At 62.8% G+C, this 16,323-nt stretch carries 10 protein-coding genes; 2 read left to right on the plus strand and 8 right to left on the minus strand.

The window, feature by feature from the left end:
- Positions 1-81: 81 nt before the first annotated feature.
- The gene (locus ACI77D_RS22130) at positions 82-1,491 is read right to left on the minus strand and encodes an OprD family outer membrane porin (RefSeq protein ID WP_064451948.1); all 1,410 of its coding nucleotides are present in this window, start codon (positions 1,489-1,491) and stop codon (positions 82-84) included.
- A 287-nt stretch (positions 1,492-1,778) separates the two neighbouring features.
- Here ACI77D_RS22130 and ACI77D_RS22135 point away from each other — a divergent pair, with 287 nt between their 5' ends.
- A complete protein-coding gene (locus ACI77D_RS22135) occupies positions 1,779-3,167 on the plus strand; it encodes a VOC family protein (RefSeq protein WP_064451947.1) in 1,389 nt (462 codons plus the stop codon).
- 124 nt (positions 3,168-3,291) lie between these two features.
- On the opposite strand, the gene ACI77D_RS22140 is transcribed toward ACI77D_RS22135, so the two are convergent.
- Positions 3,292-3,531, minus strand: coding sequence for a YdcH family protein (locus tag ACI77D_RS22140; protein WP_064451946.1), 240 nt, complete (start codon positions 3,529-3,531; stop codon positions 3,292-3,294).
- Between the two features lie 175 nt (positions 3,532-3,706).
- On the opposite strand from ACI77D_RS22140, the gene tkt reads away from it, so the two are divergent.
- Positions 3,707-5,767 (plus strand): transketolase, encoded by a 2,061-nt coding sequence (tkt, locus tag ACI77D_RS22145; RefSeq protein ID WP_407017485.1) that lies wholly within the window; start codon positions 3,707-3,709, stop codon positions 5,765-5,767.
- A 111-nt stretch (positions 5,768-5,878) separates the two neighbouring features.
- On the opposite strand, the gene uvrA is transcribed toward tkt, so the two are convergent.
- The 6 genes from uvrA to lexA all read right to left on the minus strand — a co-directional run bounded on the left by uvrA (position 5,879) and on the right by lexA (position 15,941).
- Entirely contained in the window at positions 5,879-8,398 is a 2,520-nt protein-coding gene (uvrA, locus tag ACI77D_RS22150) for an excinuclease ABC subunit UvrA (protein ID WP_407017486.1), read from the minus strand.
- Complete coding sequence (locus ACI77D_RS22155) at positions 8,395-10,098, minus strand: ATP-binding protein (RefSeq protein WP_407017487.1); 1,704 nt, start codon at positions 10,096-10,098, stop codon at positions 8,395-8,397. Before ACI77D_RS22155 ends, uvrA begins: the two co-directional genes overlap by 4 nt.
- A gap of 120 nt (positions 10,099-10,218) precedes the next feature.
- Entirely contained in the window at positions 10,219-13,311 is a 3,093-nt protein-coding gene (locus ACI77D_RS22160) for an error-prone DNA polymerase (RefSeq protein ID WP_262667594.1), read from the minus strand.
- The gene (locus tag ACI77D_RS22165; RefSeq protein ID WP_407017488.1) at positions 13,287-14,702 is read right to left on the minus strand and encodes a Y-family DNA polymerase; all 1,416 of its coding nucleotides are present in this window, start codon (positions 14,700-14,702) and stop codon (positions 13,287-13,289) included. The genes ACI77D_RS22160 and ACI77D_RS22165 overlap by 25 nt, the downstream gene beginning before the upstream one ends.
- A gap of 7 nt (positions 14,703-14,709) precedes the next feature.
- Positions 14,710-15,324, minus strand: coding sequence for a translesion DNA synthesis-associated protein ImuA (gene imuA, locus ACI77D_RS22170; RefSeq protein ID WP_221294480.1), 615 nt, complete (start codon positions 15,322-15,324; stop codon positions 14,710-14,712).
- Positions 15,324-15,941 (minus strand): transcriptional repressor LexA, encoded by a 618-nt coding sequence (gene lexA, locus ACI77D_RS22175; protein ID WP_064451939.1) that lies wholly within the window; start codon positions 15,939-15,941, stop codon positions 15,324-15,326. The genes imuA and lexA overlap by 1 nt, the downstream gene beginning before the upstream one ends.
- Between the last annotated feature and the right edge of the window lie 382 nt (positions 15,942-16,323).

Genomic DNA, 16,323 nt, shown 5'->3' on the forward strand with positions numbered 1-16,323 from the left:
AGTCTCATCCGCCCGCGCAAAAAAAGAGGCCGCTGATTAGGCGGCCTGCGTTTTTTTAGCGCTGCAAAAGCACGCGCGTTCTTAGAAGATCGCGTAGGTATAGTTGAAGATCAGACGCGTTTGGTCCTGATCCGCAGTACCGGTGTTATGCCCCTTGTAGGTACCCGTACGGAAGGTGGTACCAAAGCCTTTGAGCGGGCCTTGCTGCACGACGTAATCCAGGCGGAAGTCGGTTTCGTTTTCTTTCTGGTCAGGACCGCCGGCGACTTTGGACTTGATGCCCGTGCCGTCCAGGTAAGCCACGGACGCTTTCAGGCCAGGTACGAACGCCTTGAAGTCATACGAGTACTGACCAAAATTGACCTGCTCGCCCGCGCGGGAGAACTGGCCCACCACGGCATCGGTAAACAGGTAGAAGTCGCTGCCGCCCGCGCCTTGTGCGTTTGGATCGGCGATGCTGCCCTGGTTGACCCAGACGAAGCCGCCGTCATCGCTGACACCGATGTGGCCAAGCATCAGGCTGCTGCCGCCCAACTGGTAGGTGAACGCGGCGCTGTAGGTTTTGTTATCCACTTCGCCAGCGTGCTTGGCGTAGCCACCGTTGTTGTTGAACTGGTAGCCGGCCTCACCGTTTTTGCCATCGCTGGTGCTGTCGAAGTAACGCAGGTCAGTCTTGAACGACTGGTCGTTGCCCAGCGGCAGTAGGTGAACCAGGCCGAAGTAGTTCTGTTTGTAGAAGTCCTGCAGGTCGGCGTAGTAGTACTGCAACGTCAGGTTTTTAGCGATGGCGTTGTCGGACGAACCGAACGGTTTGTAGTCCACACCGCCGAACTTGAAGCTGTCGCTGTCGCGAGTACCGCCAGCGACGCTCAAGCCTGTGGAGTTGCTGGAAGCACGGCCTTCGGCCTTGTTCAGCTCACCACCGGTAAAGGTCACGTTAGGAATGTCACTGGACGTGAGGATGCCGCCGTCAAAGGTCTGCGGTGCAACACGGCTGTCGTTGGAGACCAGGATAGGCAACACCGGGGCCAAAGCACCGCCGACGTGCAACTCGGTCTGGGAAATGCGGAATTTCACGTTACCCGCAGCGCGGCCGAAACTGTCGGCAGGCTCGGTGCCGTTGTTTTTGGTCGGGAAGAAGCTGTTGCCGTTACCCGACAGGCCTGGGCCTGCGGCGTGGCCATCGCCACCGTCCAGGCGCAGGGCACCGAACGCCATCACGTCGAAACCGACGCCAAGGGTGCCTTGGGTGTAGCCGGATTTGTAGTCGAACCGCAGCAATGTCGCAGCTTCGCGCAGATCGTTGCTGGTGCCCGAGCGGTTGTCCGCACTGTAGTACATCGTCCGCGAACTGACCGCCGCATGGCTGTCTTCAAGAAAGCCACTGTGCCCCGTGCCAGTGCCCAGAGCGCCGAGCCCGAAATCATCCGCGCAAGCTTGTTGCGCGAGCAATGCAGCGGTGATGGATAACGCCAGTGTAGAAATTTTCATGTGTGGCAGCCCCTAAACATTTTTTTATGTGCGTTGTGTGCAAACGGCGTTTTCATCCCTACAAACGTGACGATTGTTTCATGAGGACCGGGGCGCGCCTCGTGAAGAATTTGTTAGAAAAGCCGCTGAAAAATGAAATTTTTCAAACGTCAGTTTTTGTCATATTCGCGTCATATCAGTCATTTGCAGAATGAAGTCCTGAGGATTCTTCGTTTGCAAGCCTAGCGCCAGCCCAACAAAATCCAGAGAAATGCCAAGCCTCCTTTACAGTGTTCAGGAATTTTTCTATGCCAAGCGCCGCCTATGTCAGCCCCGACGAGATACGCAAAGACTTTTCCAGGGCCATGTCCGACATGTACCGAGATGAAGTTCCACTGTATGGCGCGCTGATGGAGCTGGTAGCCGAGACCAATGCGCGGGTGCTGGGCAGTGATTCAAGCCTGGCCCGGCAGTTGCGGCGCACTGGCGAAATAGAGCGCCTGGACATGGAACGTCACGGCGCCATCCGCCTGGGCACCGCTCTTGAGCTGGCAACCATCAGCCGCCTGTTTGCGGTGATGGGCATGCAACCGGTGGGCTATTACGACCTGACGCCGGCCGGCGTGCCCGTGCACTCCACCGCCTTTCGCGCGGTGCATGAACGTTCATTGCAGGCCAGCCCGTTCCGGGTGTTTACCTCACTGTTACGCCTGGAACTGATCGAAAACCTTGAACTGCGCGCCTTCGCCGAAAACGCCCTGGCCAGGCGCTCGATCTTCACCCCCGGCGCGCTGGCGTTGGTCGAACAAGCAGAACGGGACGGCGGCCTGAGTGCGTCTGATGCCGAAGCATTTATCCACCAGGCCCTGGAAACCTTTCGCTGGCACCACACCGCCACCGTCACCGGCGCGCAGTACCAGCAGTTGAGCGACCAACACCGCCTGGTCGCCGACGTGGTGGCGTTCAAAGGCCCACACATCAACCACCTGACACCGCGCACCCTGGACATCGACCAGGTGCAGGCCGCCATGCCGGGCAAAGGCATTACCCCCAAAGCGGTGATCGAAGGTCCGCCACGCCGCGAGTGTCCGATCCTGCTGCGCCAGACCAGCTTCAAGGCCCTCGACGAGCCCATCGCCTTCACCGACGCCCAAGGCAGCCACAGTGCTCGTTTCGGCGAAATTGAACAGCGCGGTGTGGCGCTGACGCCCAAAGGCCGCGCCCTGTACGACCAACTGCTGAACGCGGCGCGCGACGAACTGGGCGCATTCCCGAATGAGGGTAACGCGGCACGTTATGTGGCGTTGATGGAGCAACACTTCCAGGCCTTCCCCGATAACCACGCGCAGATGCGTGAACAGGGCCTCGCGTACTTTCGCTACTTCGCCACGGAGCGAGGCTTGGCGGCACGCGGCCAGGCCGATCAACCGCAAACGCTGGAGGCGTTGATTGCTGCCGGGCACGTGGATGTGGAGCCGTTGGTGTATGAAGACTTTCTGCCGGTGAGTGCAGCGGGGATCTTCCAGTCAAACCTGGGCGATGCCGCGCAAAGTCACTATGCGGCCACATCGAATCAGGCCGAGTTCGAGACGGCGCTGGGCCGCCAGACGATTGATGAATTGAGGCTGTATGGCGAGACGCAGCAACGCTCGATGGATGAATGCATTCAAGCGCTGGCGGGTATGAGGCGGGTGTGAAACAGGTTGCCCACCCGGCTCAGCAGCGCAATCCTTGCGCCGCAACAGTCCCCAGAGCCGGGTGGACGGCGGGCATCATAATCAGTGAAACGCCGCCTGTCCCTTAGACAATTCTGAACAAATATTACCGCCCCGTTGTAGGAGCGAGTTGCAGCACAATCTTGTCTTTGACCGACAGCCGTTTTTTCTTCAACTTCTCCAGTTCGTCATCCGCTCCGCCTGACGATTCGAAAACGACTACCTCCTTGTCGGCGGCATCGTATTGTTCGAGCAGCGAATTCAAGCGGTCATCGCTCCTCCTGCGTTCGTGAACGACTTCCTTGCTCAAACCCAAATCCTGATACAGGTCGTGTTTCACTGGCATGGAGTACCTCCGCAAGTTGATCAATGGCCTACGCTCTTGAAGCTAGCCCATTCCAAGGGGTCTTGTCATGTCTTGGGTCAATGCAGCCCCGTTCGTCGCAGCGCGACCGATGGGATCAAACCTTTGCCGCCCCCTGCCCTCCACTGTAGATCGCCACCTGAGGGAGAACGGTTTCATGACTCATGCTGCCACTGCTGTCGACACCCAATGCATCAACACGATTCGCACCCTGGCCATGGACGCCGTGCAGAAGGCCAACTCCGGCCACCCCGGCACGCCCATGGGCCTGGCGCCGGTGGGGTACACGCTGTGGAGCCGGTTCCTGCGCTATCACCCGCACCATCCAGATTGGCCCAACCGTGATCGTTTTGTGTTGTCGGTGGGGCATGCGTCGATGCTGTTGTATTCGCTGCTGCACCTGGCCGGTGTGGTCGAGATTGATGCCCACGGCAAACGCTCGGGCCAGCCGGCGATCAGCCTGGACGATATCAAGCAGTTCCGGCAGATGGGTTCCAAGACCCCGGGCCACCCCGAGTACCGCATGACCACCGGCGTAGAAACCACCACCGGCCCGCTGGGCCAGGGTTGCGCCAACAGCGTCGGCATGGCCATGGCCGAGCGTTGGCTGGGCAAGCGTTTCAACCGCGACGGCAAAGTGCTGTTCGATTACAACGTCTACACCCTGTGCGGTGACGGCGACATGATGGAGGGCATCAGCAGCGAAGCGGCGTCCATGGCCGGGCATTTGAAGCTGGATAACCTCTGCTGGATCTACGACAACAACACCATCAGTATCGAGGGCCACACCGAACTGGCGTTCAGTGAAGACGTGGCCAAGCGTTTTCAGGCCTATGGCTGGCACACCGTGCACGTCACCGATGCCAATGACCTGCAGGCCTTGAGCGCAGCGCTGGAAACCTTCAAGACTAACACCGGCGCGCCGACCCTGATTGTGGTCGACAGCGTGATCGGCTACGGCTCGCCCCACAAACACAACACCGCCGCCGCCCACGGCGAACCCTTGGGCGTTGAAGAAATCCGCCTGACCAAAGCCGCTTACGGCTGGCCGCAGGATTCCAGCTTCCTGGTGCCCGATGAAGCCCGCACGGTGCTGCGTGATGTACTGCTGGAGCGTAGCGAGCCGCTGTATGAAGAATGGAACCGGCACTTGGCGCAGTTGGCACAGTACGAGCCTGAACTGGCGGATGAACTGAGCCGCATGCGCGCCGGCGAAATGCCGGAGCATTGGCAGGATGAGTTGCCCACCTTCGACGCCGACGCCAAAGGCGTGGCCAGCCGTGCCGCCGGTGGTGAGGTGCTCAATGCCTTCGCCCAGCAAATCCCCTGGCTGCTCGGCGGCTCGGCGGATCTGTCACCGTCGACCAAGACCAACCTCACCTTCGACGGGGCCGGGCGTTTCAGTGCTGACGACTACAGCGGGCGCAACCTGCACTTTGGCATCCGCGAGCACGCCATGGGCGCAATCGCCAATGGCATGGCGCTGTCCTACCTGCGCCCGTATACCTCGACGTTCCTGGTATTCAGCGACTACATGAAGCCGCCGATCCGCCTGGCGGCGATCATGGAATTGCCGGTGGTGTTCGTGTTTACCCATGACTCGATTGGTGTGGGCGAAGATGGGCCGACCCACCAACCGATCGAACACCTGACTCAACTGCGTGCCACGCCGGGGTTGCTGACCCTGCGCCCGGGCGATGCCAACGAAACCCTGGAACTGTGGAAAGTCGCCCTGGCGCAAACCCATCGGCCAAGTTGCGTGGTGTTGTCACGTCAGGCGTTGCCGACTCTGGATCGTACGAAGTACGCGGCCGCATCGGGTGCCGCCAAGGGGGCTTACGTGTTGGCCGGTGCGGACAAGCCTGAAGTGCTGCTGTTGGCGACGGGCAGTGAAGTCAGCCTCGCAGTGGCGGCGTATGAACAACTGACAGCCGAAGGGGTTGCCGCGCAGGTGGTCTCGATGCCGAGCTGGGAGCTGTTTGAAGAGCAGGACGCGGCTTACCGCGACAGCGTGCTGCCGCCAGCGGTCAAGGCGCGGGTGGTGGTGGAACAGGCAGGCCCCTTGGGCTGGGACCGCTATGTCGGCCAGACCGGCGCCAAAGTGGTGATGAACAGCTTTGGCGCGTCGGCGCCACTGGCCAACTTGCAGGAGAAGTTTGGGTTTACGCTTGAAAACGTGGTGAAGCTGGCCAAGCAACAGCTGGCTGAACACGGGTAATCCTGTGGGAGTGGGCTTGCTCGCGAATGCGCTGGATTAGTCGATAGCTATTTAGACTGACACTCGCGATTCGCAAGCAAGCCCGCTCCCACCTTTGTTCGGCGTTGACGATTAGGGCAGCTCTCGCGCCAGAAACGGAGCGGTCCGGCTGGTCTTGCTTTTCGCGACTGTCTGCGGCGTGCCACAGGCCACCACCTTCCCGCCCAAATCCCCGGCCCCGGGCCCGATATCAATCACCCAGTCACTCTGGGCCACCACGCGCATTTCGTGTTCCACAACAACCACCGTATGCCCCGCGTCCACCAGCTGATTAAGCTGGCTGAGCAAGCGGTCCACATCCCGTGGGTGCAAGCCGGTTGTCGGCTCATCCAACACATACAACGTGGCGCCCCGCGCATTGCGTTGCAGTTCGGTGGCGAGCTTGATCCGCTGCGCCTCGCCACCGGACAGTTCGGTGGCCGGCTGGCCCAGGCGCAAATACCCCAAGCCGATATCCCGCAGCACCTGCAACGAACGCAACACACCGGGCTGTTCGGCAAACACCTCCACCGCCTGCTCCACCGTGAGCCCCAGCACCTGGGCAATGCTCAGGCCTTGCCAGGTGACTGCCAACGTCTCGGGGTTATAGCGCGCACCATGGCAAGTCGGGCATGGCGCGTACACGCTGGGCATGAACAGCAACTCGACGCTGACAAACCCTTCCCCTTCGCAAGTGGGGCAGCGGCCCTTGGCGACGTTGAAGGAGAACTGCCCGGCGTCATAGTGGCGCTTCCTGGCCGCGGGTGTGGCGGCGAAGAGTTTGCGCACGTTGTCGAACAGCCCGGTGTAGGTCGCAAGGTTGGAGCGCGGCGTGCGGCCGATGGGTTTCTGGTCCACCTGCACCAGACGGCGGATGTGCTCCAGCCCGCTGCTGATCCGCCCGCCACTGCTTTGCGGGGTGTCGTCTTCCAGGCTCGGCTCTTCGTCGCTTTGCACCACGCGGCCCAGGCCGGTACCCACCAGTTCCAGCAGCGCCTGGCTGACCAGGCTGGATTTACCCGAGCCGGAGATACCGGTCACCGCCGTAAAGCAGCCCAGCGGAAAGTCCACGCGCACCTCATTGAGGTTATTGCGCGTCACGCCTTCGAGCTTCAGCCAGCCAGCGGGCTCACGTCGCGCCGGGGGCGACGGGCGTCGCTCAGCGAACAAATACTCGCGCGTCTGCGAGGCCTGCACATCCGCCAAACCGGCTGGCGGCCCACTGTAGAGGATTTGCCCGCCGTGCTCACCGGCCGCAGGCCCCACGTCGATCAGCCAGTCGGCGCGGCGCATGGTTTCCAGGTCATGCTCCACCACAAACAATGAATTGCCTGCGGCTTTCAATCGATCAAGCGCGGTGAACAGTGCCTCGCCATCCGCCGGGTGCAGGCCCGCGGACGGCTCATCCAGCACATAGATCACCCCGAACAGCTGCGAGCCCAATTGCGTCGCCAGGCGCAGGCGCTGCAGCTCCCCGGAGGACAACGTCGGCGTACTGCGCTCCAGGGACAAATAGCCCAGGCCCAACTCGGTGAGCGTGCTGACGCGCTCAAGCAGGTCCTGGGCAATACGCTGGGCGGCGAGGCGCTTTTCCACCGACAGTTTCAGGGTGTCCTGCCCCGCCGCCACCGGACGCAACAACTCGGCCAGTTGCGCCAATGACAGCTGCGACAACGCTCCGATATCCACCCCGGCAAACTTCACCGACAGCGCCGCCTGGTTCAACCGCTTGCCCTCGCACGCCGGGCAGGCGCTGCCCTGCATGAATTGCGAGACGCGCTTTTTCATCAGCGCACTTTGGGTATGGGTGAAGGTGTGCAGGATATAGCGCCGCGCGCCGCTGAACGTGCCCTGGTAGCTCGGCTCCAACTTGCGTTTCAACGCGTCGCGGGTCTGTTCGGGGGTGAAGCCTGCGTACACCGGTACGGTCGGGGTTTCTTCGGTGAATAGGATCCAGTCACGCTGCTTTTTCGGCAAGTCGCGCCAGGGGATGTCCACGTCATAGCCGAGGGTCACCAGGATGTCGCGCAGGTTCTGCCCTTGCCATGCCAACGGCCAGGACGCCACCGCGCGCTGGCGAATGGTCAAGGAAGGATCGGGCACCATCAGCGCCTCGGTCACCTCATACACACGGCCCAAACCATGGCATTGCGGGCAGGCCCCTTGGGGCAGGTTCGGCGAAAAGTCCTCGGCATACAGCATCGCCTGCCCCGGCGGGTAGCTGCCGGCGCGGGAGTACAGCATGCGGATCAGGCTCGACAAGGTGGTGACGCTGCCCACCGAAGAACGCGCACTGGGCGTGCCGCGCTGCTGTTGCAGGGCCACGGCCGGTGGCAGGCCTTCGATGGAGTCCACATCGGGCACGCCGACCTGGTCGATCAGGCGCCGCGCATAGGGCGCCACCGATTCGAAATAGCGGCGCTGGGCTTCGGCATACACCGTGGAAAACGCGAGGGATGATTTGCCGGAACCCGAGACACCGGTGAATACCACCAGGGCATCCCGGGGAATGTCCACATCGACGTTACGCAAGTTATGTTCGCGGGCACCCCGCACACGGACAAACCCGAGGTGTTGGGCCGTGATCGGGGGGATGTTGCGCTGTGAAGTCATGAGCAGCCTTGCCTTGCGGTGAGCACGCTGCGCACCCTATGCGTAAGCGCTTCGGGGCTATAGGGTTTGCTCAGCAGATGAATGTCGGGGCTTAACAGGTGATTGGTGGAGAGAATGTCGCGGGTGTGGCCGGAGGTGAACAGCACCGCGACAGGCGGCTGCTGCACGCGCGCCCAGTCGGCCAGGTCAGTGCTTTTGACCCGACCCGGCATCACCACGTCGGTAAAGATCAGGTCCGGCTGCACCCCGCCTTGCAACGCTCGGTCGCCGTCCTCGGCCGTGAGTACGGTGTAGCCCGATTGCTGCAGCAGTTCGACGACGGTCAGGCGCACGCCCTCATTGTCTTCAACCACCAGAATGGTTTCCTGGCCACCGCTGTGGGGCGCCATCTCGCTGTGCTCATCGAAGCTTTCCGGTTCCAGGCTGCGGGGGAAATACATCTGCACCACCGAACCGTTGCCCTCCTCGCTCCACACCTCCACATGCCCGCCACTTTGCCGCACAAAGCCGAACACCATACTCAGGCCCAGGCCGGTGCCGTGCCCTTCACGCTTGGTGGTAAAGAACGGCTCGAAGGCGCGCTTGAGCACCTCCGGCGTCATACCGACGCCCGTGTCGGTCACCGCCAGGCGCACGTATTCACCCGGCTTGATACTTTTACCGATGCAATCGCCAGGGTTAAGAATGATGTTTTCGCCGTTGATGCGAATCACGCCCTCGCCTTGCATGGCATCCCGGGCATTGATTGCCAGGTTGAGCAGCGCGTTTTCCAGTTGGTTGCGGTCGACATTGATGCACCAGGAGTCCTGAGGCAGTTGCACGTCGAGATGAATGGTTTCCCCCAGCGCCCGTTGCAGCAGTTCACCCAGCCCTGCATAGATGCGTTGCGGGTTGTACACCGCCGGCGACAACGGTTGGCGACGCGCAAAAGCCAGCAGCTGCGATGACAATTTGGCCCCACGCTCCACCGCTGCGATGGCCGCTGAGACACGGCGTTGCACCTGGGCATTGTCCGGCTCATGCCGGGCCAGCAAGTGCAGGTTGCCGGCGATCACTTGCAGCAGGTTATTGAAGTCATGGGCTACGCCGCCGGTCAGGCCGCCGATGGCTTCGAGCTTTTGCGACTGACGCAGTTGGTCTTCAGCGGCGGAACGTGCCTGCACTTCGGCGGCCACGCGTTGTTCGAGGTTGTGGGTCAGTTCCTGACGCACCCGTTCGGACTTCACGTGCTCAGTGGTCTCGGTAACGATCACCAGGACCCCGGCCGGTTGCTGGTTATCATCGGCCACGGGGCTGTAGGAAAGATCCATCCAGACTTCTTCCGGCATACCGTTACGCAGCAACTCCAACGGAAAGTTGCGGTACGACAAGGTGCCACCCGCGAGGCACGTATCCAGTACATTGCGGTTGAAGTCAGCGACTTCCGGCCAGCCCAGCTCCACGGGTGTGCCCAACAGGTATGGATGCCGGCCACCGGCAAACACCGAATAACTGTCGTTGTAAATCATGTACCCCAACGGCCCCCAGAGCATCACCATGGGCATGGGCGATGCCAGCAGCATCTGTACGGCGCAGCTCAAGCTGTAGGGCCACGCGTCAATCGGCCCCAACTCGGTTGATGACCAGTCGAACGCACGGATCCGCTGGGCCATTTCACCGCCCCAGCCTTGGCAGCCATGGGTGTTGGATAAAAAATGCATCGGTTGGCTCTTGGCGAACAAAACGGTGGGTAGGTGGCGCAGCTCCGCTTATTAAAGCTTGGAGCCTGGCTGCAATAAATCGTTTCATTCCATATAGCTTATCCATGAAGACATGGGCAACTAGTGAAAATCCCGACTGCGCACATTGATCCCTTCCAGCAACGGCGTCAGGTCAGTCAAACGCCCAGCGATCAGGTGCCGTACTTCGCCCACCGCCTCCCAGCGCCCGTCGACTTTCAGCAGCCGCGAGCCGACCAGGGCCTGGCGCTGACGCTCAGCCAGGTCGCGCCAGACCACCACATTGAGATTGCCGAACTCATCCTCCAGAGTGACGAAGGTGACGCCACTGGCAGTACCTGGGCGTTGCCGGCCGGTGACCAGGCCGGCAACGCTGACATTGCGCCCATGCGCCACCGCCATCAACTCCAGGGAGCTGCGACAGCGCCGCTTACGCAGTTCATCGCGCAACAACGCCAACGGGTGCGGGCCAAGGGTGGTACCAACCGTGGCGTAGTCGGCCTGCAAGTCCTCACCGACCGTGGGCTCCGGCAGTTCTACCACGGCTTCGTCAGGGCTGGGCAGGCCGGCAAACAGCCCGAGTTGCTTGTGTACGCCAGCGACTTCCCAGCGCGCGGCGTGTCGATTGCCGGCCAGCGCGCGCAACGCACCGGCATCTGCCAGCAACGCTTGGGCCCGGGCATCCAGCCCGGCGCGCGCGTCGAGGTCGGCGATGTCACTGAAGGCCCGGTATTGGCGCGCCACTTCGATGCGCCGCGCGTCCTCTTCGCGAAACCCCGAGATCATGCGCAGGCCCATGCGAATCGCCGGTTGCTGGCCGTCGATGGGCTCCAGGCTGCAATCCCAGTCACTGGCCAGCACATCCACCGGGCGCACCTGCAACCGATGGCGTCGCGCGTCCTGCAGGATCTGGTCCGGGCTGTAGAAGCCCATGGGCCAGCTGTTGATCAACGCGCAGGCGAAGGCCGCCGGTTCATGGCATTTGAGCCAGCAACTGGCGTAGGTCAACAAGGCGAAACTGGCCGCGTGGGACTCGGGAAAGCCATAGCTGCCAAAGCCTTTGATCTGCTCGAAGATCTGCGCGGCAAAGGCCTCGCTGTAGCCGTTTTTGAGCATGCCGGTGCGCAGGCGCTCCTGATGCGGTTCAAGCCCTCCGTGGCGTTTCCAGGCAGCCATCGAGCGCCGCAACTGGTCGGCTTCGCCGGGGCCGTAGTCGGCGGCCACCATGGCGATTTGCATCACCTGCTCCTGAAACAGCGGCACCCCCAAGGTACGCTCCAGCACCGCCTTGAGCTGCGGGGAAGGATAGGTGGTGGGTTCTTCCTTGTTCCGCCGACGCAAATACGGATGCACCATGCCACCCTGGATCGGCCCGGGCCGTACGATGGCGACTTCAATCACCAGGTCGTAGAACGTTTGCGGCCGCAGCCTCGGCAACATCGACATCTGCGCCCGCGACTCGATCTGGAACACGCCGATGGTGTCGGCCTTGCTGATCATCGCGTAGGTGGCGGCATCTTCCTTGGGTATGTCCGCCAGTGACAGGTTCAGGTTGCGATGGCGGCGCAGCAAATCGAAACAGCGGCGGATCGCGCTGAGCATGCCCAGCGCCAGGATATCCACCTTGAGCAGGCCGACGGCGTCGAGGTCGTCCTTGTCCCACTGGATGATGGTGCGCTCGGCCATGGCGGCGTTTTCCACCGGCACCAGGGTGTCCAGCGGGTATTCGGAAATCACAAAGCCGCCGGGGTGCTGGGACAGGTGTCGAGGGAAGCCGATCAATTGCTGGGTCAGCGTGAGCACCCGGCGCAGGATCGGGCTTTGCGGGTCGAAGCCGCCTTCACGCAGGCGCTCAAGCGGCGGCGCGTCTTCGCTCCAGCGCCCGCAGCACTCGGCCAGGGCATTGATCTGGTCCGGCGGCAAGCCGAGGGCCTTGGCCACATCGCGCACCGCGCCGGCCGCGTGGTAACAACTGACCACCGCCGTCAATGCCGCGCGGGTGCGGCCGTAGCGCTGGAACACGTACTGCAGCACTTCTTCGCGGCGTTCGTGTTCGAAATCGACATCGATATCCGGCGGCTCGTTGCGCTCCCTGGACAGGAAGCGCTCGAACAACATATTCATCAGGCTCGGGTTGATCTCGGTGATGCCCAAGGCAAAACACACCGCCGAGTTGGCCGCCGAGCCCCGGCCCTGGCACAGGATCGAGCGGCTGCGGGCGAAGCGCACGATGTCATGCACCGTGAGGAAATAGCTTTCGTAGCCCAGCTCACTGATCAGCTCCAGTTCATGGTTGATCTGCTGCAAGGTCTTCGCATCGACGCCCTGCGGCCAACGCTGCGCGATGCCTTCTTCGGTCACGGCGCGCAACCAGGATTTTGCGTTATGGCCGTCGGGCACCAACTCGCGCGGGTAGTGGTAGCGCAATTGGCTCAAGTCGAAGGTGCAGCGACGTGCGATGGCCAAGGTCTCGTCAAGCAAGGCTTGCGGGTACAGTGCGGCCAGGGCCTGCAGGCTGCGCAAGTGCCGTTCGCCATTGGGATGTAAACGCGTGCCGGCTTCGGCCACCGGCACGTGATGGCGGATAGCGGTCATGGTGTCTTGCAGGGCGCGGCGGCCACGCGCATGCATGTGCACATCGCCGCACGCCACCGCCGGAATCTGCAGGCTGGCGGCCAAGTGCAAGCGCTGCTCCAGATGGCGCGTATCGTCCTGGCCGCAGTGCAGATGCACCGCCAGCCACAGGCGTTCGGCGAAGGTGTGGCGCAGCCATTGGATCGAGGCCTGGGTGTCGCTGTCTTCGGCCACCCACAGCGCCAGCAGGCCGGGCAGCGGTTGTGCGAAGTCCTCGTGCAGCAGGCGATAGCGGCCTTTTTCGGCGCGGCGACGGGCCACGGTAATCAAGCGGCACAGGTGCTGGTAGCCGGTAAGGTCCTCCACCAGCAACACCAGTTTCGGGCCGTTCTCGATGCGCATCTCGCTGCCGATAATCAACGGCAAGTCCACCGCCTTCGCTGCCTGCCAGGCACGCACGATGCCCGACAACGTGCATTCGTCGGTGATCGCCAGGGCGCTGTAGCCCTGACGCTTGGCGCGCTCGAACAACTCCAGCGCACTGGAGGCGCCGCGCTGGAAACTGAAATTGGACAGGCAATGCAGCTCGGCGTAGCTCATGCAAACCAGCCTTGCAGCCACAGCCCATCGCTTTGCCCCACGGTGCGATAGGCCCAGCCTTGCTGGCCGGCGCGGGTCTGGATCAGGTAATAGTCGCGGCGAATATCGGCGCCATCCCACCAGCCGGATTCGATGCGTTCCGGGCCCATCAAAATCTGTACACCGTGCTCGGCCAGCAAGGTCGGTTCATGCAGCAACCAACCGGGGCGTTGCACCTTGTTCAAGGTCGGGCACGCGCGGTTGTCGGCGGCCGCTTGCCAGGCGCATTCGGGGCGGTGGTCGGCGTGAAAACGCAGGCCTTGCACCGCCTCATCGCCCAGACGCGCACGCAGGCGTTCGCGCAGTTGCGCCCAGGGCAAGGTCTGTTGCGGACGATCGTCGAACAGGTCCTGGCGTTGCGGCACAAACACCGGCAAGTCCTGGGCCACCAAGCGAAAGCCGCGTACCGGCGCGGTGACTTGCACCTGCTCAAGGCGCCCTCGGGCCAGCTCAAACAGCATCGCCGGCTCACGTTCGGCGCTGAGCAGGCCGACCTTGATCACGCTGTCGGGCGCCTGGTCGTGTTCCAAATGCAGGTCGAAACGCTGCACGCCACTGTCGCGCCCACACAGGAAGGCGGACAGGTCGCCAGTTAAACGACGCAAGGGGAACAGCAGCGCCTGGTGGGACTGCACGTCGAAATTCAACTCGATGCGCACATCGAAGCGGTCCGGCGGCTGATAGAACGCCAGGGCCAACGGCCGCTGCCCGCTCAGCGCATCCAGGTGCTTGAGCAAATCGGCGTCAAAGCGCCGTGCCAGGGTATGCCGGGGCAACGCCTGCACCTGGGCCAACGTACGCAGGCCCATGCGCGACAAGGCCGTGGCAGCCTGCGGGTCGAGACCGGCGCGGTCGATGGGCAGTGGCGCCAACGCCTGCATCAAGGCGTGATCATCGGCCACGGCCAGGCCATCGTAACTATTCGCCAGCACCCGCGCCGCCGCCGGGTTGGGGGCGGCAACGATACGGTGGCGAAACCCCAGCTCGGTCAGCTCCTGGCGCAAACGCGCCTCGAGCTGCGGCCACGGCCCGAACAGCCCAAGGCTCGATTCGATCTCGAACAACAAGGCGCGCGGGTAATACACGCTGACCTGGGAACTGAAACGGTAGGCCCAGGCGGCGAGAAACTGCTGCCAACGCTCGATCTCTGCGGGGTCGTATTCGGCGCTGGCAAAGGTCTTGGCCAGGGCATGCGCCGCCGTCAGGGATTGGCCGGGGCGTAAACCCAAGGCGCGCGCGGCGTCATTGACGGTTTGCAGCACACGGCGCTGCGGCGTACCGGCCAGCAGCGCCAGCGGTTGGTCGGGTTCGGGATGCACACGCTGCACCCCGTCCAGCGCCAATTGCGGGAAGACAATACACACCCAGCGCATGGCAACCTCAGTGCCCCGCCAGCGCAATCGGCGCCGGATGGGCCAGCCCACCGCGGCACTTGAGCACCCGCACCTGGGCAGGCCTGGCTTCGACCGCCAGGCGCAAGGCGGCGGGCGACGCGTTGACCGCCTCATTCAAGGATCGCCAGGCAAACGCCAGGGTCTGCCCGGTTTCCGCCGCCACCTGCAAGCGGCGCAAGGCGCGGTCATCGGCCTTGCGCGGCCAGCACAACACTGCGCCGCAGCTACCGGAGCGCAGGCACTGCTCCACCGCCCACAATGCATCGCGTTCGTCGGCCTGGATCACCGAGAGCTGGCGCAAATCCACCCCGGCGTTCTGCCAGGCGTGAGGGTACGGGGTGTAGGGCGGTGCCACGAGCACAATGCGCTCCCCTGCCGCCGACAACCGCGCCAGCGTCGGCAGTACCAATTGCAGTTCGCCGACACCTTCCTTGGCCATCAGGATTTCACTCAAGGCCGATTCTGGCCAGCCGCCGCTGGGCAGCACCGCATCCAGCGCCGCAAGCCCTGTGGGATGCACGCTGGCCGCTGGTGCGGCAGGCCGGCCCTTCCAGACTCGGCCGCCATTGAACAGCGAGTCCAGGGCAACGACGGCGCCCATCAGCCTTGCCTCACCAGGCCGCAGAACACCCCTTCGATAGCCAGGTCCTGATCAGGGCCTACCACGATGGGTTGATACGCGGGGTTGCGTGGCAGCAGGCGTACATGGTCGCCGTGACGTTCGAAGCGTTTGATGGTGACTTCGCCGTCCAGGCGCGCCACTACAATCTGCCCATTCAAGGCCTCGGCGCTGCGGCGTACGCCCACCAGATCGCCATCGAGGATGCCGTCTTCGATCATTGAGTCGCCCTGCACACGCAGCAGGTAGTCAGGGGTTTTTGCGAAGGTGCCAGGGTCGAGTTGCAGGCGACTGTGCACTTCGGCGTCGGCGCCGATGGGCAAGCCTGCCGCGACGCGACCGAGGACGGGGACGTCCAGCCATTCGGGGCGTGCCGGTTGGTTGAGCAGGCGGATACCGCGCGCCTGATTGGGGTTGACCTCAATGAAGCCGGCTTCGGTCAGGGCCACCACATGCTTGCGAGCGACACTGCGCGAGGCGAAGCCAAACGCCTCGGCGATCTCGGCGAGGCTGGGGGGTTGGCCTTGTTGCGCGATACGGTCGCGGATAAAGGTCAGGATGGCAGTACGGCGGGGGGTTAAGGTCGTCATGGAGTACATTTGTACTCCTGTGCGAATTTTCTGACAATAGCCGGTAGTCGGGAGTGGGTGTTGTTGGTTTTTGAATGGCTATATATCCGTTTCTTCGGTAACGGCCGCCCTGGGTTCCGCTCTTACAGCGGGTCACTTTGGAAAAGCCCCAAAGTAACCAAAGGGCTCTTGCCCCACCACTCGGCACCTCGCTTAGGCTCGGTGTTCCCTCACTCCGGCTTTGGACCGTGGGCCGCCGCCATGGGCCATCCTTGGCCCATCGCGGCTAACCCGGCGTCCTGCCGGGTTACCCACGCTCCAAAGCCTGCGTTCGGCCAGCGTGGTTAACGGGGCGCCTAAGATCAAAATCACAAACAAAGCGAAGCGGCCTGGCAGCCGACCTGATCATGGA

Origin of the sequence: Pseudomonas sp. O39 (genome assembly GCF_045447295.1) — a bacterium.
GTDB lineage: Bacteria > Pseudomonadota > Gammaproteobacteria > Pseudomonadales > Pseudomonadaceae > Aquipseudomonas > Aquipseudomonas antarctica_A.

Bases quoted from the DNA above. Each gene is read 5' to 3' on its own strand.
- ACI77D_RS22165 (WP_407017488.1), bottom strand. From the start codon at position 14,702: ATGCGCTGGGTGTGTATTGTCTTCCCGCAATTGGCGCTGGACGGGGTG.
- lexA (WP_064451939.1), bottom strand. From the start codon at position 15,941: ATGTACTCCATGACGACCTTAACCCCCCGCCGTACTGCCATCCTGACC.
- tkt (WP_407017485.1), top strand. From the start codon at position 3,707: ATGACTCATGCTGCCACTGCTGTCGACACCCAATGCATCAACACGATT.
- ACI77D_RS22130 (WP_064451948.1), bottom strand. From the start codon at position 1,491: ATGAAAATTTCTACACTGGCGTTATCCATCACCGCTGCATTGCTCGCG.
- ACI77D_RS22135 (WP_064451947.1), top strand. From the start codon at position 1,779: ATGCCAAGCGCCGCCTATGTCAGCCCCGACGAGATACGCAAAGACTTT.
- ACI77D_RS22155 (WP_407017487.1), bottom strand. From the start codon at position 10,098: ATGCATTTTTTATCCAACACCCATGGCTGCCAAGGCTGGGGCGGTGAA.
- imuA (WP_221294480.1), bottom strand. From the start codon at position 15,324: ATGGGCGCCGTCGTTGCCCTGGACTCGCTGTTCAATGGCGGCCGAGTC.
- uvrA (WP_407017486.1), bottom strand. From the start codon at position 8,398: ATGACTTCACAGCGCAACATCCCCCCGATCACGGCCCAACACCTCGGG.
- ACI77D_RS22140 (WP_064451946.1), bottom strand. From the start codon at position 3,531: ATGCCAGTGAAACACGACCTGTATCAGGATTTGGGTTTGAGCAAGGAA.